The organism is Kutzneria sp. NPDC052558 (genome assembly GCF_044547355.1).
Classification (GTDB): domain Bacteria; phylum Actinomycetota; class Actinomycetes; order Mycobacteriales; family Pseudonocardiaceae; genus Kutzneria.
Genome location: NZ_JBIUAG010000013.1, coordinates 231,339 through 250,513, shown reverse-complemented (window position 1 = coordinate 250,513; position 19,175 = coordinate 231,339). Strand labels below are relative to the sequence as shown.

Annotated in this window: 21 protein-coding genes; 5 read left to right on the top strand and 16 right to left on the bottom strand. The window is 69.5% G+C overall.

The window, feature by feature from the left end:
• Positions 1–4: 4 nt before the first annotated feature.
• The 4 genes from ACIG5F_RS24580 (at position 5) to ACIG5F_RS24565 (ending at position 4,019) form a co-directional block, all read left to right on the top strand.
• Positions 5–1,015: an ABC transporter permease gene (locus ACIG5F_RS24580; RefSeq protein ID WP_396521130.1), complete on the top strand. Its 1,011-nt coding sequence runs from the start codon at positions 5–7 to the stop codon at positions 1,013–1,015.
• A 34-nt stretch (positions 1,016–1,049) separates the two neighbouring features.
• Positions 1,050–2,096 carry an ABC transporter ATP-binding protein gene (locus tag ACIG5F_RS24575; RefSeq protein ID WP_396521128.1) on the top strand — a complete coding sequence of 349 codons (1,047 nt, stop codon included), beginning with the start codon at positions 1,050–1,052 and terminating at the stop codon, positions 2,094–2,096.
• A 4-nt stretch (positions 2,097–2,100) separates the two neighbouring features.
• Positions 2,101–3,126, top strand: coding sequence for an ABC transporter ATP-binding protein (locus ACIG5F_RS24570; protein ID WP_396521126.1), 1,026 nt, complete (start codon positions 2,101–2,103; stop codon positions 3,124–3,126).
• Positions 3,127–3,239: 113 nt separating this feature from the next.
• Entirely contained in the window at positions 3,240–4,019 is a 780-nt protein-coding gene (locus ACIG5F_RS24565; RefSeq protein ID WP_396521124.1) for an alpha/beta fold hydrolase, read from the top strand.
• A gap of 87 nt (positions 4,020–4,106) precedes the next feature.
• On the opposite strand, the gene ACIG5F_RS24560 is transcribed toward ACIG5F_RS24565, so the two are convergent.
• Positions 4,107–6,098: a protein meaA gene (locus ACIG5F_RS24560; protein WP_396521122.1), complete on the bottom strand. Its 1,992-nt coding sequence runs from the start codon at positions 6,096–6,098 to the stop codon at positions 4,107–4,109.
• Between the two features lie 100 nt (positions 6,099–6,198).
• Complete coding sequence (murA, locus tag ACIG5F_RS24555) at positions 6,199–7,461, bottom strand: UDP-N-acetylglucosamine 1-carboxyvinyltransferase (RefSeq protein WP_396521120.1); 1,263 nt, start codon at positions 7,459–7,461, stop codon at positions 6,199–6,201.
• A 79-nt stretch (positions 7,462–7,540) separates the two neighbouring features.
• Between murA and ACIG5F_RS24550 the strand changes: the two genes are divergently transcribed.
• The gene (locus tag ACIG5F_RS24550) at positions 7,541–8,113 is read left to right on the top strand and encodes a cob(I)yrinic acid a,c-diamide adenosyltransferase (RefSeq protein ID WP_396521118.1); all 573 of its coding nucleotides are present in this window, start codon (positions 7,541–7,543) and stop codon (positions 8,111–8,113) included.
• A gap of 69 nt (positions 8,114–8,182) precedes the next feature.
• Here the strand turns inward: ACIG5F_RS24550 and ACIG5F_RS24545 are convergent, their stop codons facing one another.
• The 14 genes from ACIG5F_RS24545 to ACIG5F_RS24480 form a co-directional block, all read right to left on the bottom strand.
• Complete coding sequence (locus ACIG5F_RS24545; protein ID WP_396521116.1) at positions 8,183–8,608, bottom strand: DUF2550 domain-containing protein; 426 nt, start codon at positions 8,606–8,608, stop codon at positions 8,183–8,185.
• A gap of 27 nt (positions 8,609–8,635) precedes the next feature.
• Positions 8,636–8,992, bottom strand: a complete 357-nt coding sequence (locus ACIG5F_RS24540; RefSeq protein ID WP_396521221.1) for a F0F1 ATP synthase subunit epsilon — start codon at positions 8,990–8,992, stop codon at positions 8,636–8,638.
• 143 nt (positions 8,993–9,135) lie between these two features.
• Positions 9,136–10,560, bottom strand: coding sequence for a F0F1 ATP synthase subunit beta (gene atpD, locus ACIG5F_RS24535; protein ID WP_396521114.1), 1,425 nt, complete (start codon positions 10,558–10,560; stop codon positions 9,136–9,138).
• A gap of 1 nt (position 10,561) precedes the next feature.
• Positions 10,562–11,452 carry a F0F1 ATP synthase subunit gamma gene (locus tag ACIG5F_RS24530; protein WP_396521112.1) on the bottom strand — a complete coding sequence of 297 codons (891 nt, stop codon included), beginning with the start codon at positions 11,450–11,452 and terminating at the stop codon, positions 10,562–10,564.
• A gap of 8 nt (positions 11,453–11,460) precedes the next feature.
• Complete coding sequence (gene atpA / locus ACIG5F_RS24525; RefSeq protein WP_396521110.1) at positions 11,461–13,101, bottom strand: F0F1 ATP synthase subunit alpha; 1,641 nt, start codon at positions 13,099–13,101, stop codon at positions 11,461–11,463.
• A gap of 52 nt (positions 13,102–13,153) precedes the next feature.
• Positions 13,154–13,972 carry a F0F1 ATP synthase subunit delta gene (locus ACIG5F_RS24520; protein ID WP_396521108.1) on the bottom strand — a complete coding sequence of 273 codons (819 nt, stop codon included), beginning with the start codon at positions 13,970–13,972 and terminating at the stop codon, positions 13,154–13,156.
• On the bottom strand, positions 13,972–14,511 hold the full coding sequence (atpF, locus tag ACIG5F_RS24515; protein ID WP_396521106.1) for a F0F1 ATP synthase subunit B: 540 nt from the start codon (positions 14,509–14,511) through the stop codon (positions 13,972–13,974). Before atpF ends, ACIG5F_RS24520 begins: the two co-directional genes overlap by 1 nt.
• Positions 14,511–15,032 (bottom strand): F0F1 ATP synthase subunit B, encoded by a 522-nt coding sequence (locus tag ACIG5F_RS24510; RefSeq protein WP_396521104.1) that lies wholly within the window; start codon positions 15,030–15,032, stop codon positions 14,511–14,513. The genes atpF and ACIG5F_RS24510 overlap by 1 nt, the downstream gene beginning before the upstream one ends.
• Before the next feature lie 5 nt (positions 15,033–15,037).
• Positions 15,038–15,301 (bottom strand): F0F1 ATP synthase subunit C, encoded by a 264-nt coding sequence (locus ACIG5F_RS24505; RefSeq protein WP_184865394.1) that lies wholly within the window; start codon positions 15,299–15,301, stop codon positions 15,038–15,040.
• A gap of 90 nt (positions 15,302–15,391) precedes the next feature.
• Positions 15,392–16,135 (bottom strand): F0F1 ATP synthase subunit A, encoded by a 744-nt coding sequence (gene atpB, locus ACIG5F_RS24500; RefSeq protein ID WP_396521102.1) that lies wholly within the window; start codon positions 16,133–16,135, stop codon positions 15,392–15,394.
• The gene (locus tag ACIG5F_RS24495) at positions 16,132–16,545 is read right to left on the bottom strand and encodes an ATP synthase subunit I (protein ID WP_396521100.1); all 414 of its coding nucleotides are present in this window, start codon (positions 16,543–16,545) and stop codon (positions 16,132–16,134) included. Before ACIG5F_RS24495 ends, atpB begins: the two co-directional genes overlap by 4 nt.
• A gap of 17 nt (positions 16,546–16,562) precedes the next feature.
• A complete protein-coding gene (locus ACIG5F_RS24490) occupies positions 16,563–16,781 on the bottom strand; it encodes an AtpZ/AtpI family protein (RefSeq protein ID WP_396521098.1) in 219 nt (72 codons plus the stop codon).
• A gap of 318 nt (positions 16,782–17,099) precedes the next feature.
• On the bottom strand, positions 17,100–18,266 hold the full coding sequence (locus ACIG5F_RS24485; RefSeq protein ID WP_396521219.1) for a glycosyltransferase family 4 protein: 1,167 nt from the start codon (positions 18,264–18,266) through the stop codon (positions 17,100–17,102).
• Between the two features lie 106 nt (positions 18,267–18,372).
• Positions 18,373–19,020 (bottom strand): L-threonylcarbamoyladenylate synthase, encoded by a 648-nt coding sequence (locus tag ACIG5F_RS24480; RefSeq protein ID WP_396521096.1) that lies wholly within the window; start codon positions 19,018–19,020, stop codon positions 18,373–18,375.
• Between the last annotated feature and the right edge of the window lie 155 nt (positions 19,021–19,175).

Below are 19,175 nucleotides of genomic sequence, written 5' to 3'. Positions count from 1 at the left end.
ACCGGTGTTCGCATATCTGATTCGTCGCCTGATCGGGGCGGTCGTGATGCTGTTCATCGTCAGCATCGCGGTGTTCCTGATCTTCTTCCTGCTGCCGCGCATCGGCGGCGCGACCGCGGACGACCTCGCGTCCCGCTACGTCGGCAAGACCGCCGACGCGGCGCAGATCCACCTCATGGCGGAAAAGCTCGGCTTCACCGACCCGCTCTACGTGCAGTACGGCCGGTTCGTGTCGGGCATCTTCGTCGGCGCGGACTACAGCACCGGCCCGACCACGGTGCACTGCCCGGCGCCATGCCTGGGCTACTCGTTCCTCCAGCAGCAACCGGTCCTGCCGGACCTGCTGGACCGCTTCCCGGTGACGCTGTCGCTGGCCGTGGGCGGCGCGATCGTGTGGCTGGCCTTCGGCGTGTCGGCCGGCGTGATCTCCGCGCTGCGCAAGGGTTCGGTCTTCGACCGGACGGCGATGGGCATCGCGCTGGCCGGCGTGTCCCTGCCGATCTTCTTCACCGGTCTGCTGGCGCTGAACATCTTCAGCTACACCCTGGACTGGTTCCCGCCGGGCGGCAGCTACACCAACTTCACCGACAACCCGGCGGAGTGGGCCTACGACCTGGTGCTGCCCTGGCTGACGCTGGCCTTCCTCAACGCCGCCGCGTACGCCCGGCTGACCCGGGCCGGCATGCTGGAGACGATGGGCGAGGACTTCATCCGCACCGCGCGGGCCAAGGGCCTGCCGGAGAGCACCGTGGTGGTCAAGCACGGCCTGCGGGCCGCGCTGACCCCGATCACCACGATCTTCGGCCTGGACATCGGCATCCTGCTGGGCAGCTCGATCCTGACCGAGAAGACGTACTCGCTCAACGGTCTTGGCCAGTACGCGTTGCAGGCGATCACCCAGAACGATCTGCCCAAGGTGCTCGGCGTGACCATCCTGGCCGCGACCTTCGTCATCATCGCCAACCTGGTGGTGGACGTGCTGTACGTGGTCATCGACCCGCGGGTGCGCATCTAGTGGCCGCCGATCTTCTCTCCGCGGAGGCGGAATCATGACCGAGCAGTGGGAACCGCCCCAGCAGCGCAGCTTCCTGGAGGTCAACGACCTGCGGGTGCACTTCAACACCGACGACGGCGTGGTGAAGTCGGTGGACGGGCTGTCGTTCAAGCTGGAGCGCGGCAAGACGCTGGGCATCGTCGGCGAGTCCGGCTCCGGCAAGAGCGTGAGCAGCATGGCCCTGATGGGGCTTCAGCGCTACGCCAAGGCCAAGATGACCGGCGAGATCTGGCTGGACGGTGAGGAGCTGCTCTCGGCCGACGACGACCACGTGCGGTCGTTGCGGGGCAAGAAGATGGCGATGATCTTCCAGGACCCGCTGTCGGCCATGCACCCCTTCTACACGGTCGGCGCGCAGATCATCGAGGCCTACCGGATCCACCACAAGGTGACCAAGGCGGTGGCCCGCAAGCACGCCATCGAGATGCTGGACCGGGTGGGCATCCCCCAGCCGAGCTCGCGGGTGGACGACTACCCGCACCAGTTCTCCGGCGGCATGCGGCAGCGGGCCATGATCGCGATGGCGCTGAGCTGCGACCCGGAGCTGCTGATCGCCGACGAGCCGACCACCGCGCTGGACGTCACCGTGCAGGCCCAGATCCTGGACCTGATCAAGGACCTCCAGCAGGAGTTCGGCTCGGCGGTCATCATCATCACCCACGACCTGGGCGTGGTGGCCGAGCTGGCCGACGACATCATGGTGATGTACGCGGGGCGGTCGGTGGAGCAGGGCAGCGCCCGCGAGGTGTTCCACTCCCCGCAGCACCCGTACACCTGGGGCCTGCTCTCCTCGATGCCGCGGCTGGACCGGGACCGCTCGGAGCGGCTGCTGCCGATCAAGGGCACCCCGCCCAGCCTGATCAACGTGCCCAGCGGGTGCGCGTTCCACCCGCGGTGCGCGTACAAGGACCTGCCCGGCGACGCCACCACGTCGCAGGTGCCCGAGCTGGTGGACATCGGCAACGGCCACCGCGTGGCCTGCCACATGAGCGTCGACCAGCGGCTGCGGATCTGGACCAACGAGATCCAGCCGAAACTCTAGGAAGATGGAGACCACTGTGGACAGTCTGTTGACGGTTTCGGGGCTGCGCAAGCACTTCCCGATCCGCCGGGGACTGCTGCGCCGGCAGGTCGGCGCGGTCAAGGCCGTCGACGGGCTCGATTTCTCGGTGCGGTCCGGCGAGACGCTGTCCCTGGTCGGCGAGTCCGGCTGCGGCAAGACCACGACCGGCCGGCTGCTGACCCGGCTGCTCGAGCCGACCGAGGGCACGATCGTCTTCGAGGGACGGGACATCACGCACCTGTCCAACTCGGCGATGCGGCCGCTGCGCCGCGACGTGCAGATGATCTTCCAGGACCCGTACTCGTCGCTCAATCCGCGGCACAACGTGGGCACCATCATCGGGGCCCCGTTCCGGCTGCAGAAGGTGTCGACGCCGCAGGGCGTGAAGAAGGCCGTGCAGGAGCTGCTGGAGCTGGTCGGGCTCAACCCCGAGCACTACAACCGCTACCCGCACGAGTTCTCCGGCGGCCAGCGCCAGCGCATCGGCATCGCCAGGACGCTGGCCCTCAAGCCGAAGCTGATCGTGGCCGACGAGCCGGTGTCCGCGCTGGACGTGTCCATCCAGGCTCAGGTGATCAACCTGCTCGAGGACCTCCAGGGCGAGCTGGACCTGACCTACGTGATGATCGCGCACGACCTGTCGGTGGTGCGGCACGTGTCCGACCGGGTGGCGGTGATGTACCTCGGCAAGATCATGGAGGTCGCCGACCGGACCGCGCTGTACGAGCGGCCCATGCACCCGTACACGGTGGCGCTGCTGTCGGCGGTGCCGGTGCCCGACCCCGACAACAAGGGCAAGCGGGAGCGGATCCGGCTGGTCGGCGACGTGCCCAGCCCGATCAACCCGCCGCCGGCCTGCCGGTTCCACACCCGGTGCTGGAAGGCCCAGGACAAGTGCAAGACGGTGGAGCCGCCGCTGGTGGAGCTGGCCCCGGGCCAGCAGGTGGCCTGCCACTTCCCGGAGAACGTCCCCGCCGCCTCGGGCAAGGCCGCGGCCACGGCCGACTGACCCCGGCGAGTCCCGCTCTCCGACATACCGAATGCGGGTTTCAGGCAGCTGCCCGATCGCGCGCGGTCGGGCAGCTGTCCTGTGTCCGGGGCCGGCCGGCGTTAGTGTCCGGCATGGCTGAACTCTCCGTGGTGTCGCCGGACGGCACCGTCGTCGGCTACGAGCGCACCGGACAGGGGCCGGGCCTGGTCCTCGTGCACGGCGCGTCGGCCGACCACAATCGTTGGCAGCCGGTGCTTCCGGCGCTGGCCGAGCACTTCACCGTGGACGCCGTCGACCGGCGCGGCCGGGGGCTGAGCACGGCCGAGAACCCCGCTTACGACATCGCCCGCGAGGCCGAGGACGTCGCCGCCGTGGTGGCGGCCGCCGGCCCCGACGTCACCCTGCTCGGACACTCCTACGGGGCGCTGTGCGTGCTGCGGGCGGCGGCGCTGACCGACCAGGTCGGCCGGATCGTGCTGTACGAGCCGCCGATCCCGACGCCGGGCCACCACATCGTGGATCCGCCCGTGCTGGCCCAGCTGCGCGCCGCGGTCGAGGCCGGCGACCGGGAGGCGATGCTGGAGATCTTCCTGCGGCACGTGGCCCTTCAGACCGACGAGGACATCGCGATGCTGCGCCGCAGCCCGGCCTGGACCGGCCGGCTGGCCGCCGCGCCGACCATCGCCCGCGAGCTGGTGTTCGTGGCCGGCTTCGAGATCGACGACGCGCTGGCCCAGATCACCGTGCCGGTGCGGATGCTGCTGGGCGCCGAGAGCGCCGAGTACATCAAGGCCGCCACCCACGCCGTCCTGGATCGCCTGCCACACGGCCGACTCCGGCCGCTGCTCGGTCAGGGGCACCTCTGCATGGACGGCGATCCCGAGCAGTTCGTCGCCGCCGTGCTGGAGTGACCGTCGACACATTGAGGCTTGGAAGGGGGCTTTCCTCCACTCCGAGTGGAGGAAAGCCCCCTTCCAAGCGCGAAGGTGGAGCTGGGATCAGAGGTGGTGGGCTTCGCGGATGACGGTGACGATCTCGTCCATGATCTGGGTGAGCTCGTAGTCCTTGGGAGTGAAGACGCGGGCCACGCCGCGGTCGGCCAGGGCGGCGGCGTCCTCGGGCGGGATGATGCCGCCGACGATCACCGGCACGTCGCCGGCCCCGGCCGCCCGCAGGCCGTTGACCACCGCCGGCACGACCTCCAGGTGCGAGCCGGAGAGCACGGACAGGCCGACGATGTGCACGTCCTCCTGCACCGCGGCGGCCACGATCTGCGCCGGGGTGAGCCGGATCCCTTGGTACACCACCTCGAAGCCGACGTCCCGGGCCCGCACGGCGATCTGCTCGGCGCCGTTGGAGTGGCCGTCCAGGCCGGGCTTGCCGACCAGGATCCGCAGCCGCTCGCCGATCTGACGGCCGGTCTCCTGCACGCGTTCCCGCACGGCGGCGATGGCCGAGCCGGCCTCGCCGACGGTGGCGGCGGCGGAAACCCCGGTGGGGGCCCGGTATTCGCCGAACGCCTCGCGCAGCGCGGCCGCCCACTCGCCGGTCGTCACACCGGCCCGAGCGCAGGCCAGGCTGGCTTCCATCAGGTTCTCGTCGGTCTTGGCGGCGTCCCGCAGGGCGGTCAGCGACGCCTCGACGGCGGCGTTGTCCCGCGTCTCCCGCCAGCGCTCCAGGGCCTCGATGGCCTGCTTCTCCACCATCGGGTCGATGGTCTCGATGGCCTTGGCCCCCTCGGCCTGCAACGGCGAGGGCTCGCTGGTGTCGAACTTGTTCACGCCGACGATCACGTCCTCGCCGGCCTCCAGCCGCCGCCGGCGCTCGGCCAGCGAGCTCACCAGCGAGGACTTCATGTAGCCGGTCTCCACCGCGGCCACCGCGCCGCCCATGGCCTGCACGCGGTCGATCTCCTCGCGGGCCCCGGCCAGCAGCTCGTCGACCTTGGCCTGCACCACGTGCGAGCCGTCGAAGATGTCCTCGTACTCCAACAGATCCGTCTCGTAGGCCAGCACCTGCTGCATGCGCAGCGCCCACTGCTGGTCCCACGGCCGGGGCAGGCCCAGCGCCTCGTTCCACGCCGGCAGCTGGATCGCGCGGGCCCGCGCGTTGCGCGACAGCGACACCGCCAGCATCTCCAGCACGATGCGCTGCACGTTGTTCTCCGGCTGCGCCTCGGTCAGGCCCAGCGAGTTGACCTGAACGCCGTAGCGGAACCGGCGCTGCTTCGGGTCGGCGATGCCGTAGCGGTCGCGGGTCACCTCGTCCCACAGCACGGCGAAGGCCCGCATCTTGCACATCTCCTCGACGAACCGCACGCCGGCGTTGACGAAGAAGGAGATGCGGGCGACCACGTCGCCCATGCGCTCGGGCGGCACCTGCCCGGAGTCGCGGACCGCGTCCAGCACGGCGATGGCCGTGCTCATCGCGTACGCGATCTCCTGCACCGGCGTGGCCCCGGCCTCCTGGAGGTGGTACGAGCAGACGTTGATCGGGTTCCACTTCGGCACGTTGGCCACGGTCCAGGCGACCATGTCGGTGATCAGCCGCAGGCTCGGCCCGGGCGGGAACACGTAGGTGCCCCGCGACAGGTACTCCTTGATGATGTCGTTCTGGGTGGTGCCGGCCAGCTTGGCGATGTCGGCGCCGTCCTCGCGGGCCACGCTGACGTACAGGGCCAGCAGCCACATCGCGGTGGCGTTGATGGTCATCGACGTGTTGGCGTCGGCCATCGGGATCTGGTCGAACAGCTGACGCATGTCGCCGATGTGCGCGACCGGCACGCCGACCTTGCCGACCTCGCCCCGGGCCAGCTCGTGGTCGGAGTCGTAGCCGGTCTGGGTCGGCAGGTCGAAGGCCACCGACAGGCCGGTCTGCCCCTTGGCCAGGTTGCGCCGGTACAGGGCGTTGGACGCGGCCGCCGACGAATGGCCCGCGTAGGTGCGCATCACCCACGGGCGATCACGGTCGCGGTCGGTCGGGTAAGGCACGGCCCACCTCCGGAGCACGGCATCGTGTTCCGGCCAGCTTACTGGTCAGTAACCTTGATCTACCTGGTGGATTTGCTCACACGATCGGTTTAGATGGCCGTTACGCCTGCTCAGCCACCCGCTGGATGGTGGCCCCGAGGCGCTGCATGTTCTCCACGAACTGCGGATAGCCGCGATCGATGTGGAAGACGTCCCAGACGTCGGTGACGCCCTCGGCGCACAGGCCGCCCAGCACCAGCCCGACCCCGGCCCGGATGTCGGAGGCCCACACCGGGGCCGCGGACAGCCGCTCCAGGCCGCGCACGACGGCGTGGTGGCCGTCGGTGCGGGCGTCGGCCCCCATGCGCACCATCTCCTCGATGAACCGGAACCGGGACTCGAACAGGTTCTCGGTGATCATCGAGGTGCCGTCGGCCACCGCCGCCATGGCGATGGCGAACGGCTGGAGGTCGGTGGCGAACCCCGGGTAGGGCAGGGTGACGAAGTCGACGGCCTTGGGCCGGTCGTTCATCACCACGCGGAAGCCGTCCTCGACCAGCGACACGTCGGCGCCGGCCATGCGCAGCTTCTCCAGCACCAGGTCCAGGTGGTGCGGGTCGACGCCGCGGACGGTGATGTCGCCGCGGGTGACGGCGGCGGCGAAACCCCAGGTGGCGCCGACGATCCGGTCACCGATGACCCGGTGCTCGGTCGGCTCCAGCTTGTCCACGCCGTGCACGGTCAGCGTCGAGGTGCCGGCGCCCTCGATCTTCGCGCCCATCTGCACCAGCATCGTGCACAGGTCGCTCATCTCCGGCTCACGGGCGGCGTTGTCGATCACCGTCGTGCCGTTGGCCAGCACCGCGGCCATCAGGATGTTCTCGGTTGCCCCCACGCTCGGGAAATCCAGCCAGATCTGCGCGCCGCGCAGGTCCTCGGCCTCGGCCACCACGCAGCCGTGCTCGATCGTGCTGGTCGCGCCGAGCTGGCGCAGGCCGCTCTGGTGCATGTCCAGCGGGCGCTGGCCGATCGCGTCGCCGCCGGGCAGCGCCACCACCGCGCGCTTGCAGCGGCCCATCAGCGGGCCCAGCACGCAGACCGAGGCCCGCAGCTTGCCCACCGAGGACGAGGTCGCCTCGTGGTTGAGCTCGGCCGGGGTGGTGATGGTGACGGTCGCCCCGTCCACCACGACGTCGCAGCCCAGGTCCCGCAGCACGTCCGCCATCAGCGGCACGTCGAGGATCTCCGGGCAGTTGGTGAGCGTGGTCGTGCCCTCGGCCAGCAGGGCCGCGGCCATCAGCTTCAGCACGCTGTTCTTGGCGCCGACCACGTCCACCGTGCCGACCAGCCGTGCCCCGCCCTCGACCCTGAAGTGCTCGCTCAACCTGTATCTCCTAGCGTCTTCGACCCGGCCGGAGCCGTCGACCATCGTACGGAAACGGGAAAGGCTCTATGGTCCGGGTATGTCCGTGCACCTGACCCGCATCTACACCCGCGTCGGCGACGACGGCACGACCGCCCTCGGCGACTTCTCCCGGGTGCCCAAGACCTCCCCGCGGCTGGCCGCCTACGCCGACGTCGACGAGACCAACGCGGCCATCGGGGTGGCCATCGCACTCGGTCAGTTGCCCGAGGAGCTCTCCGGGTTGCTTCGCAAGATCCAGAACGACCTCTTCGACGTCGGAGCCGACCTCTGCTCCCCCATCGTGCCCGATCCGAAGTACCCGCCGCTGCGGGTCACCCAGTCCTACGTCGACCGGCTGGAAGGCTGGTGCGACCAGCACAACGCCGACCTGCCGGCGCTGAAGTCGTTCATCCTCAACGGCGGCACGCCCGGGGCGGCGCTGCTGCACCAGGCCCGCACCGTCACCCGGCGGGCCGAGCGGTCCACCTGGGCCCTGATCGAGGCGGAGGCCGAGCAGACCAACGTCCTCACGGCCAAGTACCTCAACCGCCTGTCCGACCTGCTGTTCATCCTGGCCCGCGTGGCCAACCCCGACGGCGACGTCCTCTGGCAACCCGGCGGCAACGCCTGAAACGCTTGGAAGGGGGCTTTCCTCCACTCCGAGTGAAGGAAAGCCCCCTTCCAAGCACAAAAAACGGGGTCAGCTGGCCCAGGGGATGATGCTGCCTGGGGGGCTGGATTCGAGCCAGGAGAGGAAGCCGGTCATGGCGTCCACGCCCATGGCGATCTCGACGGTGCCGTCGGGGCCGTGGCAGCTGATCACCATGGCCCCCAGGGGCATCGAATAGGTCTCCGCGCCGGTGGGCTCGCGGCGGGCGTCGATCTCCAGGCCCTCGCGGCGGATCACCTTGTCCGGGCCCGATCGCACGGACAGCACCCGGTACCAGACGAACTCGTCACCGCGGTAGCGGCCGACGCCCAACTGCCAGCCCCGGCCGCTGTCGTCCTTGCGTCCCCGCACGGCCACGTGCACGCCACCGGCGCGCAACAGCCGAAGCCGGCGCCAGGCCAGCAGGCCCAGACCCCCGGCCGTGACGACCAGGACCACTGCCACGATCCAAGTCATCTCCACGGCCTCGCCCGTCAGCCCGGCTCAGACCGTCTGGCCCGCAGCGCGCAGCTGGCCGGCTGCTCGGGTCCGCTCCGCCTCGTCCTCGCTGTCCAGGCCCGCGCGGGCCGCCGCGACGTCGATCTCGTCGGCGAGCTCCGCGGACTCGGCGAGAATGCTCACGCCGCGGTCGCTGATGGACAGGAAGCCGCCGTGCACGGCGGCTCGCACTACCTCGCCGCCGGTGGTGCGGATCTCCACGGCGTGGCCGTCGACCAGCTGGCCGAGCAGCGGGATGTGGCGAGGCAGGATGCCGATCTCGCCCTCGATCGTCCGCGCCAGCACCATCGTGGCCTGGCCCGACCACAGACGACGCTCGACGGCGACCAACTCGACGGACATCTCGGCCACGTTCATCTCCTTCGTCGACCTCGAGGACCGATTCTAACGGTTACGGAATGCGTACGGGCCACGCCTTCGGCGCAGCCGCGCCAGGAGCGCGGCGGGGGTGCCGGCCGGAACCAGCACCCCCGCCGCGCCGGAACTCACTTGCCGGTGAGCTCCTTGTACTTCTTCTCCAGGTCCTCGAGGCCGCCGCACATGAAGAACGCCTGCTCGGGGTAGTGGTCGAACTCGCCCTTGGCGATCTTGTCGAACGCCTCGATGCTCTCCTTGAGCGGCACGGTCGAGCCGGGCTGACCGGTGAACTGCTCGGCGGAGTACATGTTCTGCGACAGGAAGCGCTCGATGCGACGCGCCCGCTGCACCGTCACCTTGTCCTCTTCCGACAGCTCGTCGATGCCGAGGATGGCGATGATGTCCTGCAGGTCCTTGTACTTCTGGAGGATCCGGACGACCTCGCGGGCCACCCGGTAGTGCTCCTCGCCGACGATCTGCGGGTTGAGGATCGTCGAGGTGGACACCAGCGGGTCCACGGCGGGGAAGATGCCCTTGGAGAACACCACACGGGAGAGCTCGGTGGTGGCGTCCAGGTGGGCGAAGGTGGTGGCCGGCGCCGGGTCGGTGTAGTCGTCGGCGGGCACGTAGATGGCCTGCATCGAGGTGATCGACCGGCCCCGGGTCGAGGTGATCCGCTCCTGGAGCAGACCCATCTCGTCGGCCAGGGTCGGCTGGTACCCCACGGCGGAGGGCATGCGGCCCAGCAGCGTGGACACCTCGGAGCCGGCCTGGGTGAACCGGAAGATGTTGTCGATGAACAGCAGCACGTCCTGGTTCTGCACATCGCGGAAGTACTCCGCCATGGTCAGCGCGGACAGGGCGACGCGCAGACGCGTGCCCGGCGGCTCGTCCATCTGGCCGAAGACCAGGGCGGTGTCGTTGATGACGCCGTCCTCGGTCATCTCCAGGATGAGGTCGTTGCCCTCACGGGTGCGCTCGCCGACACCGGCGAACACCGAGGTGCCACCGAAGTTCCGGGCGACACGGATGATCATCTCCTTGATGAGCACCGTCTTGCCCACGCCGGCGCCGCCGAACAGGCCGATCTTGCCACCCTGCACGTACGGGGTGAGCAGGTCGATGACCTTGAGGCCGGTCTCCAGCATCTCGGTCCGACCCTCGAGGGCGTCGAACGCGGGAGCGTTGCGGTGGATGCCCCAGTGCTCGGCGTCCTTGGCGTAGCCGGGCTCGTCCAGGCACTCGCCCAGGGCGTTGAACACGTGCCCCTTGACGATGTCGCCGACCGGAACCGAGATCGGCTTGCCGGTGTCGGTCACGGCGTGGCCGCGGACCAGACCGTCGGTGGGCTGCATCGAGATCGTGCGGACCAGGTTGTCGCCGAGGTGCTGGGCGACCTCCAGGGTCAGCAGCCGGTTGATGCCGGCGGTGTCGACCTGGACGTTGAGGGCGTTGAACAGCTCGGGCACCGCGCCACGCGGGAACTCGACGTCGACGACGGCGCCGAGGACGCGAGCGATGCGGCCGGTGGAGCTGGCGGTTGCGGTAGTCATCTCACTCATCACTTCCTGCGGCTGCGAGGGCGTTGGCGCCACCGACGATCTCGCTGATCTCCTGGGTGATCTGGGCCTGGCGGGCCGCGTTGGCCTGGCGGCTGTAGTCGCGGAGCAGGTCGTTCGCGTTGTCCGTGGCCGCCTTCATGGCGCGCTGGCGCGAAGCCAGCTCGGAGGCCGCCGCCTCCAACAGCGCCGAGAACAGGCGCGTGTTGATGTACTTGGGCAGCAGCGCGCCGAGCAGCTGCTCGGCCTCCGGCTCGAACTCGTACGAGGTGCGCGACGTGGTCGGCTCCTCGGTGTACTCGACCTCCAGCGGCGCGACCTGCTTGGCCACCGGGCTCTGCGTCAGCATGGACCGGAACTCGGTGTACACCACGTGCACCTCGTCCACGCCCTCCTCGGACATGAACGACTCGACCACGGCCTTGCCGGCCTCCGCCGCGGTGGCGTAGTTCGGCTGGTCGGACGTGCCGTACCAGGAGCCGGCCAGCTCCCGGTTGCGGAAGCTGTAGTACGTCAGGCCCTTGCGGCCGATGACGTACAGCACCGGGGTCTTGCCCTGCTCGCGCAGCAGCGACTGCAGTTCCTCGGCCCGCTTGAGCACCGAGGAGTTGTAGGCGCCGCACATGCCCTTGTCACTGGTCACGACGAGCACCGCGGCCCGCTTCGGCTCCGGCCGGGCCACCAGCAGCGGGTGGTCCAGGGTGGAGACGGTGGCGAGCTCGGTCAGCGCACGGGTGATCTCCTCGGCGTACGGCCGGGACGCGGCCATCCGCTGCTGCGCCTTGGGCAGGCGCGAGGTGGCGATCAGCTCGTAGGCACGGGTGATCTTCTGGGTGGACTTGACCGCCCTGATCTTCTGCCGGAGAACTCGAAGCTCAGCTGCCATGGGTCACGTCACGCCTTCGGCTTGGGCCGGTTGACGGTCACGGACTCGTGGCCGACCTCGTCCTCGTCCAGGGCGTCCGCCGGGTGCTCGACGACCGAGGAGCCGTCGGAGGCGGTGAAGCCCTTCTTGAAGTTCGCGATCGCGGCGACCAGGCGCTCCTCGTTCTCCTCGGAGAGGTCCCGGCTGTCGCGGAGCTCGGCGAGGATGCCGGCCTCGTTGTGGCGCAGGTGCTCGAGGAAGTCGGTCTCGAAGCGGCGGACGTCCTCCACCGGCACCGAGTCCAGGTGGCCACGGGTGCCCAGGAAGATGGACGCGACCTGCTCCTCGACCGGGAACGGGCTGTAGGCGGGCTGCTTGAGCAGCTCCTGCAGCCGGGCGCCGCGGGCCAGCTGGGCCTTGGACACGTCGTCCAGGTCGGAGGCGAAGGCGGCGAACGCCTCCAGCTCGCGGTACTGGGACAGGTCCAGCCGCAGCGAGCCGGCGACCTTGCGCATGGCCTTGATCTGGGCCGAGCCGCCGACCCGGGACACCGACACACCGACGTTGACCGCCGGGCGCTGGCCCTGGTTGAACAGGTCGGACTCCAGGAAGCACTGGCCGTCGGTGATCGAGATGACGTTGGTCGGGATGTAGGCCGAGATGTCGTTGGCCTTCGTCTCGATGATCGGCAGACCGGTCATCGAGCCCGCGCCCAGCTCGTCGGACAGCTTCGCGCAGCGCTCCAGCAGGCGGGAGTGCAAGTAGAAGACGTCGCCCGGGTAGGCCTCGCGGCCCGGCGGACGGCGCAGCAGCAGGGAGATGGCCCGGTAGGCCTCGGCCTGCTTGGTCAGGTCGTCGAACACGATCAGGACGTGCTTGCCCTGGTACATCCAGTGCTGGCCGATGGCCGAGCCGGTGTACGGGGCCAGCCACTTGAAGCCGGCCGGGTCGGACGCCGGGGCGGCGACGATGGTGGTGTACTCCAGCGCGCCCGCGTCCTCCAGCGCCGTCTTCACGGCGGCGATGGTGGAGCCCTTCTGGCCGATGGCGACGTACACGCAGCGCACCTGCTGCTTGGGGTCGCCGGTGGCCCAGGCCTGCTTCTGGTTGATGATCGTGTCGACGCAGACCGTGGTCTTGCCGGTCTTGCGGTCGCCGATGATCAGCTGCCGCTGGCCCCGGCCGATCGGCGTCTGCGAGTCGATCGCCTTGATGCCGGTCTGCAGCGGCTCCTTGACCGGCTGGCGCTCCATCACGGTCGCGGCCTGCAGCTCGAGGACGCGCTCGTCGTCGGCGACGATGTCGCCGAGGCCGTCGATCGGCTGGCCGAGCGGGTTGACCACGCGGCCGAGGAAGCCGTCGCCGACCGGCACCGACAGCACCTTGCCGGTCCGCTTGACCTCCTGACCCTCCTCGATCGACTCGTAGCCGCCGAGGATGACCGCGCCGATCTCCCGCACGTCCAGGTTCAGCGCGACACCGAGGATGCCGCCGGGGAACTCCAGCAGCTCGTTGGTCACAGCGGAAGGCAGGCCCTCGACAAAGGCGATGCCATCACCCGTCGCGGTGACGGTGCCGACCTCTTCCCGGTTGACGTCCGGGGAGTAGCTGGAGACGTAGTTCTCGATCGCACTGCGGATCTCGTCCGACGAGATCGTCAGCTCCGCCATGTCGTTCCTGCTCTCACTTCGCTTTGGGCATCTCTAACGTTTGGGAGCCGACTCAGCCGGCCAGTTCACGGCGCAGCAGGTCGAGCTGGCCGGCGACGCTGCCGTCGATGACCTCGTCCCCGACCCTGACCACCAGTCCGCCGCGCACCGTCGGGTCGATCTCGACGTGCGGCACGACCTGGCGGCCGTAGACCCGCGCGAGCGCGGTCGCCAGCCGGTCCACCTGCGCCGCGGTCAGCTCGACGGCCGACCGCACGTAGGCCACGGAGCGCTCGCGACGCCGGGCGGCGACCGCGGTGAGCTCCTCAAGACCGGACACGATGTCGCGGCCGCGCGGCGTGGTCACCAGCTGGCGCACCAGGATCTCGGTGACCGGCTCGACCTTGCCGGCGACCAGCGAGTCCACCAGTTCGGCCTTGCCGGCGGCGTTGCCGCCGCTGGCCCCGAGCACCTGCGCCAGCTCGGTCTGGCCGGCGATGATCCGGCCCAGCCGGAACAGCTCGTCCTCGACCGCGTCCAGCCGGTTGCCCCGCTCGGCGCGCACCAGCAGCGCGGTGCGGGCCAGCGACTCCAGGCCGTCCAGCAGCTCGCGGCCGCTGGACCAGCGGGCCGTGACGACCGCCGACAGCACCTTGAGCGTGCCCTCGCCGACCTTGCTGGCGAGCAGCCCGCGCACGAGGCCCTCGCGGGCCTGCGGCTCGGACGCCGGGTCCGAGACGGCGCGGCGCAGCGCGTGCTCGTCGATCAGCAGCCGGACGACCGCGAACAGCTCCTCGCCCAGGGTCACCAGACCCTGGTCGTCGGCGCCGTCGATGACGTCCAGCAGCCGCAGCTCGGCGGCCGCGAGCGCCTCACGACTTGCGGCGTGCATCAGCTCTCTCCCTTGCTCGCGACCAGCGACGGCTCGGAGGTCGCCGCCTCGTCACGGGCGGACATCGCGTCCAGCTCGTCCAGGAACCGGTCGACGGTGGCGCTGCGGGCGCCCGCGTCGGCCAGGTGCTCCTCGACCAGGCGGTTGGCCACCTGGACCGACCGCTGACCGAGGTAGGCGTGCAGCTCGCGCATCAGGTGCTGGCGGCGGTTGGCGAGCTCTTCCTCGCCCCGCAGCCGGATGCGCTCGACCTCGCGGTCGGCCTGCGCCCGCATCTCCTCGACGATCCGCTGCGCGTCCGCACGCGCGTTGTCGCGGATCTTCGCGGCCTCCTCGCGGGCCTCGACCAGCGCGTCGGCGTACTTCGCCTCGGCGACGGCCAGCCGCTTCTCGGTCTGCTCGGCCCGCTCGATCTGGCCGCGGATGGTCTCCTGCTGAGCCCGCATCGCCTTGCGCGCCGGCGGCACGATGTACCGCACGACGAAGAAGACGATGATCGCGAACGCGAAGAGCTCAGCGATGTACTCGGCCACGCCCATCAGCCGTTCCCCTCCAGCTCGCCGAGAATGCGGTCCACGTTGGCGTTGCCGCGCGCGGCCGGGGCGAGCTCGCCGCCGACGACCCGACCGGCCAGCGCCGTGGACAGCTCACCGACATGCGTGCGCAGCTCGGCGACGACCTGGGCGCGCTGGGCGGCCAGCTGCTCGTCGCCCCGCTGCACGATCTGGTCGGCCTCGGCCTGCGCCCGCTGCCGCATCTCGTCCAGGATGCGCTGGCCCTCGGCCCGCGCGGTGTCCCGGATGGACGCGGACTCGGCACGGGCCTCGGCCAACGCCTCGTTGTACTTCGCCTCGGCCTGCTCGAAGCGCTCGGCAGCCGCACGCGACTGCTCGGCCTCCTTGCGGACCATGTCCTCGCGGTCCTTCAGCGCCTTCTGCACGGGCGGCAGCACGAAGCGCCAGATGACCAGCAGGACGATGGCGAAGATGATCAGCTCGCCATAGAAGGTGCCGTTGGGAAGGAGGAAGTTGTCCCCCGCCGCGAGAACCTCGTTCCGCATGGAGATCAGGCCCCGCTACCCGGCTGGGAGAACACGATGAGGGCCATGAACGCCAGGTTGATGAAGTACGCGGCCTCGACCAGACCGACGGTGATGAAGAACGGGAGGAACAGGCGGCCCTGGGCCTCCGGCTGCCGAGCCACACCCGCGATGAACTGGCTACCAGCGATACCGTCACCGATACCGGCGCCGATCGCGCCACCACCGAGGATGAGACCGCCACCGATGTAGGCACCAGCCGCGATGATGGCCTGGTTGATGTCAGCCATGACTCTCCTAATCCGATATTTCTTTGACGCCCGTAAAGAATGTCACTGTGGTGAATGTCAGACTAAGCCAAGCAGGTATGACAGTCGGAATCAGTGGTGCTCCTCCGACACTTCCGTCGCCTGACCGAAGTAGAGAATGGTCAGCAGGGCGAAGATGAACGCCTGGATCAGTCCGACGAACAGGTCGAAGAGCTTCCAGACCACGTTCGGCGCCCACAGGATGTACGACGGGAACATCGCCATGATCAGGGACACCATGATGGTGCCGCCGAACACGTTGCCGAAAAGTCGCAGCGAGAGCGAGATCGGCTTGGCGAGCTCCTCGACGATGTTGATCGGGGCGAGGAACGTGACGTGGCCCTTGGCCAGCTGCACCAGGTGGCGGCCGGCGCCCCGGCGCCGCGCGCCGGCGACGTGGAACCACACGAACACCAGCAGCGCGAGCGCGTAGGTGAAGTTGGCGTCCGAGGCCGGCGGCGGGATCAGGTCGTGCCCGCCGATCTGCACCGGCAGCACGGCGATCCAGTTGGCCACCAGGATGTAGAGGAACAGCGACATGGCCAGCGGCACCACGTACGGCGCGATCTTCAGGCCGATGATGTTGTCGACCTGCTGGCGCACCGCGCCGGTGATCGTCTCGAAGAACAGCTGAACGCCGCCCGGCACGCCGGAGGTGATCTTCGCCCGCAGCGTGAACGCGAGCACGATCAGGACCACGGCGGCGAGCGCGCTGGCCAGCAACGTGTCACCGTTGAACGTCATGCCGAACAGTTCGAAACGGAACAGGTGCTGCCCGATCTCGATCTGCGAGGCGGCCAGATTCTGCGTCGTCATTGCTGGCGAAGCCCCTTCACTGCCGATGCCGAGGTGCTGGCGATCATGATGAGCTGGAAGACCGCGAGGCCGAGGAAGATGCCGATGCCGTCCGGCCGCACCAGGAAGAACAGGCCGATGGCGAGCGCGGTGATGATGGCGAGCCGGCCAAGGGCCGAGATGGCCAGGCCCCGCTTGCTCGGGTTCTCGGTGATGGTCGCCTTGGCGACCGAGCGCTGGACGAGGCGGGTGTTGAGCAGGCCCAGCCCGAGGCCGACGACGCCGAAGACCCCCATCAGAATGTGGCCAAGCAGACCCGACACGACAAGCGCCAGGACTCCCATAGCGGCCGCCATCAACAGCGGACGACGCAGATCGACTATCCGCTGGACGTGGATGGGAGTGGGCGACGCAGCTTCCCCGGCTGACATGCTTTACCCCTCGAACCTCATTGTTTCAGGAACTTGCGAAGCGTGGCGTAGGCGAAAATCCAGGCACTGACCATGCCTGCGGCCAGGCCGATGAACACGAAGACCGGAACGGTGTGCAGGACCGAGTCCAACCACCATCCGAGTCCCACTCCGCCGACAACCAGGACCACGACCGTGGAGCCGATACCGATCAGGCTCGCCACGCTCGGGCGACCGCTGGGCTGTTTGGCGGACATGACAGGACGGCTGTCGCTATCCGGCAGAGCGCGCGGAGAGATGACGGTCAGTCAAGGGCAGCTCCTCGTCGTAGCGGCGCCGTCCGAGCTTTGTGTCGGCCGTGACCTCGGATTTCGAACGGTCACTGGGTCGGCAGGTCCCCGTCGTTCGGAGACACGGCGAACGCTACCACAGCGTACGGACGCCACTGCCACGGGCCCTCAGAGACGGGCTCGTGGTGCGTCCAGCGAGTCTGCAACCCCAAGGACTATACGCGCGGACGCAAGTTCGGGTTCGTTAAATCCGGCGGCAGTCTTGACAATTCGCCCGATCTGGACCTAGTTGCTCCGTGCGGCGGCGCGGGCCGCCTTCAGCCGGGGCACCGCCGAGACGCCCAGCGCGAGCAGCAGTCCGGCGGCGACGCCGAAGATCACCACCTCCACCGGGGCGAAGGCCAGCGCCACCGCGCCGAAGGCGAGCAGGCCGGCCCACAGGTAGATCAGCAGCACCGCCCGCCGCTGCGAGTGGCCGATCTCCAGGAACCGGTGGTGCAGGTGCATCTTGTCGGCGCTGCCGATGCTCATGCCCTTCCGGGTGCGCCGGATGATCGCCATGATCAGGTCCAGCAGCGGCACGAACAGCACGGCGGCCACCACGATCAGCGGCGTCAGCAGCGCGATCAGGTCGCGGGGGTCGGCCACCGAGTAGTTCAGGTCGCCGGCCTGCGAGGTGCTGGCGGCGGCCAGCATCAGGCCGATCAGCATGGAGCCGGAGTCGCCCATGAAGATCTTGGCCGGGTTGAAGTTGTGCGGCAGGAAGCCGAGACAGGCCCCGGCCAGCGCGGCCGAGATCAGGGCCGGCGGGTACAGGTGGGCGTCGCCGCCGCGCTGGTCCAGCAGCCCCAGGGAGAAGGCGCAGGTGGCCGCGGCGGCGATGAAGCCGATGCCGGCGGCCAGGCCGTCCAGGCCGTCCACGAAGTTCATCGCGTTGATCATCGTGACGGTCAGCAGCATGGTCAGCAGCGTGCCCTGGCTCGGGCCCAGCACCAGGACCGAGCCGTAGCTGCCGTTGAGGCCGTCCCACGGCACCCAGAAGGCCAGCCACTGCACCCCGAACACCACCAGGATGCCGGCCGCGGTGACCTGGCCGGCCAGCTTGGTCAGCGAGTCCAGCTCGAACCGGTCGTCGATCGCGCCGACCAGCGTGATCAGCAGCCCGGCCAGCACCACTCCCCACGGGGCCAGCGAGTACGTGTACGCCACCCGCAGCACCGGCAGCTGGTGGGCCAGCAGCATCGCCGCCAGCACACCCGCGTACATGGCCAGGCCGCCCATCTTCGGGATGGGCGTGACGTGCACGTCGCGGGCACGCGGGGCGTGGGCCGCGCCCAGCCGGATCGCGATCACCCGGACCAGGCCGGTCAGCAGGAACGTCACCGCGGCGGCGGTGAGCCCGACGAGGAGGTACTCCCGGACGGGCAACAAGCCGCCGGCCGGGGTTGGCAGCTGAGTACCCACGGCGTGCAGTCGCTCCTTGTGTTCGCTGCAAGGGGAAAGAGACGACTACAACGCTACCGCCATCCGTGTGGCGCCCAGCTCCCGGGCTAGTTGATCACTTGCCGACGACGTCCTCGCCCAGCACCTCGTTCAGCTCGGCGATGGTGACCGCGCCTTCCCGCAGCACCAACGGCTTCGCGCCGGTCAGGTCCAGGATGGTCGAGGCCACGCCCTTGTCCGCCGTGCCGCCGTCCAGGTACACCGCCACCGACTCGGCCAGCTGCGCCTGGGCGTCGGCCGCCGTGGTCGCCGGCGCGTGGCCGCTGCGGTTGGCGCTGGACACCGCCATCGGGCCCACCTCGCGCAGCAGCTCGATCGCCACCGGGTGCAGCGGCATGCGCAGCATCACCGTGCCGCGGGTCTCGCCCAGGTCCCAGTTCAGCGACGGGGCGTGGTTGAGCACCAGCGACAGGCCGCCCGGCCAGAAGGCCTCGATCAGCTGCCGGGCCTGGGTCGGCACGGAGAACACGAGGCCGTCGATGGTCGTCCAGGAGCCCACCAGCACCGGGATCGGCATGTCCGGCCCGCGCCCCTTGGCCTCCAGCAGCGACCGCACCGCCGCCGCGTCGAACGCGTCGCAGCCGATGCCGTACAGGGTGTCCGTGGGCAGCACCACCAGACGGCCGGAGCGGACCGCGCCCGCCGCCGCGGCCAGCCCCGCCTCGCGGCTGTCCTGCCGGGAACAGTCATAAACAGTGCTCACGGCAAGGGATCGTCGCAGAACCCCAACCCCGCCCTCCGCGCGGGGCGCGTGACACCACATGCGCTTCCCATATGGCGTCCGAACCCACATGGGAAGCGCACGTGGCACCCCGGCGCTCGATGCCCCGGTTTCTTCACATGCGCTTCCCATGTGGC

What these genes read in the sequence shown, in the direction of transcription:
- ACIG5F_RS24495 (WP_396521100.1), bottom strand. Translation starts at nt 16,545, where the DNA reads ATGTCAGCCGGGGAAGCTGCGTCGCCCACTCCCATCCACGTCCAGCGG.
- ACIG5F_RS24530 (WP_396521112.1), bottom strand. Translation starts at nt 11,452, where the DNA reads ATGGCAGCTGAGCTTCGAGTTCTCCGGCAGAAGATCAGGGCGGTCAAG.
- ACIG5F_RS24570 (WP_396521126.1), top strand. Translation starts at nt 2,101, where the DNA reads ATGGAGACCACTGTGGACAGTCTGTTGACGGTTTCGGGGCTGCGCAAG.
- atpD (WP_396521114.1), bottom strand. Translation starts at nt 10,560, where the DNA reads ATGACTACCGCAACCGCCAGCTCCACCGGCCGCATCGCTCGCGTCCTC.
- ACIG5F_RS24545 (WP_396521116.1), bottom strand. Translation starts at nt 8,608, where the DNA reads ATGACTTGGATCGTGGCAGTGGTCCTGGTCGTCACGGCCGGGGGTCTG.
- ACIG5F_RS24540 (WP_396521221.1), bottom strand. Translation starts at nt 8,992, where the DNA reads ATGTCCGTCGAGTTGGTCGCCGTCGAGCGTCGTCTGTGGTCGGGCCAG.
- atpF (WP_396521106.1), bottom strand. Translation starts at nt 14,511, where the DNA reads ATGGGCGTGGCCGAGTACATCGCTGAGCTCTTCGCGTTCGCGATCATC.
- atpA (WP_396521110.1), bottom strand. Translation starts at nt 13,101, where the DNA reads ATGGCGGAGCTGACGATCTCGTCGGACGAGATCCGCAGTGCGATCGAG.
- ACIG5F_RS24520 (WP_396521108.1), bottom strand. Translation starts at nt 13,972, where the DNA reads ATGCACGCCGCAAGTCGTGAGGCGCTCGCGGCCGCCGAGCTGCGGCTG.
- ACIG5F_RS24575 (WP_396521128.1), top strand. Translation starts at nt 1,050, where the DNA reads ATGACCGAGCAGTGGGAACCGCCCCAGCAGCGCAGCTTCCTGGAGGTC.
- ACIG5F_RS24550 (WP_396521118.1), top strand. Translation starts at nt 7,541, where the DNA reads ATGTCCGTGCACCTGACCCGCATCTACACCCGCGTCGGCGACGACGGC.
- atpB (WP_396521102.1), bottom strand. Translation starts at nt 16,135, where the DNA reads ATGACGACGCAGAATCTGGCCGCCTCGCAGATCGAGATCGGGCAGCAC.
- ACIG5F_RS24505 (WP_184865394.1), bottom strand. Translation starts at nt 15,301, where the DNA reads ATGGCTGACATCAACCAGGCCATCATCGCGGCTGGTGCCTACATCGGT.
- ACIG5F_RS24565 (WP_396521124.1), top strand. Translation starts at nt 3,240, where the DNA reads ATGGCTGAACTCTCCGTGGTGTCGCCGGACGGCACCGTCGTCGGCTAC.
- ACIG5F_RS24510 (WP_396521104.1), bottom strand. Translation starts at nt 15,032, where the DNA reads ATGCGGAACGAGGTTCTCGCGGCGGGGGACAACTTCCTCCTTCCCAAC.
- ACIG5F_RS24490 (WP_396521098.1), bottom strand. Translation starts at nt 16,781, where the DNA reads ATGTCCGCCAAACAGCCCAGCGGTCGCCCGAGCGTGGCGAGCCTGATC.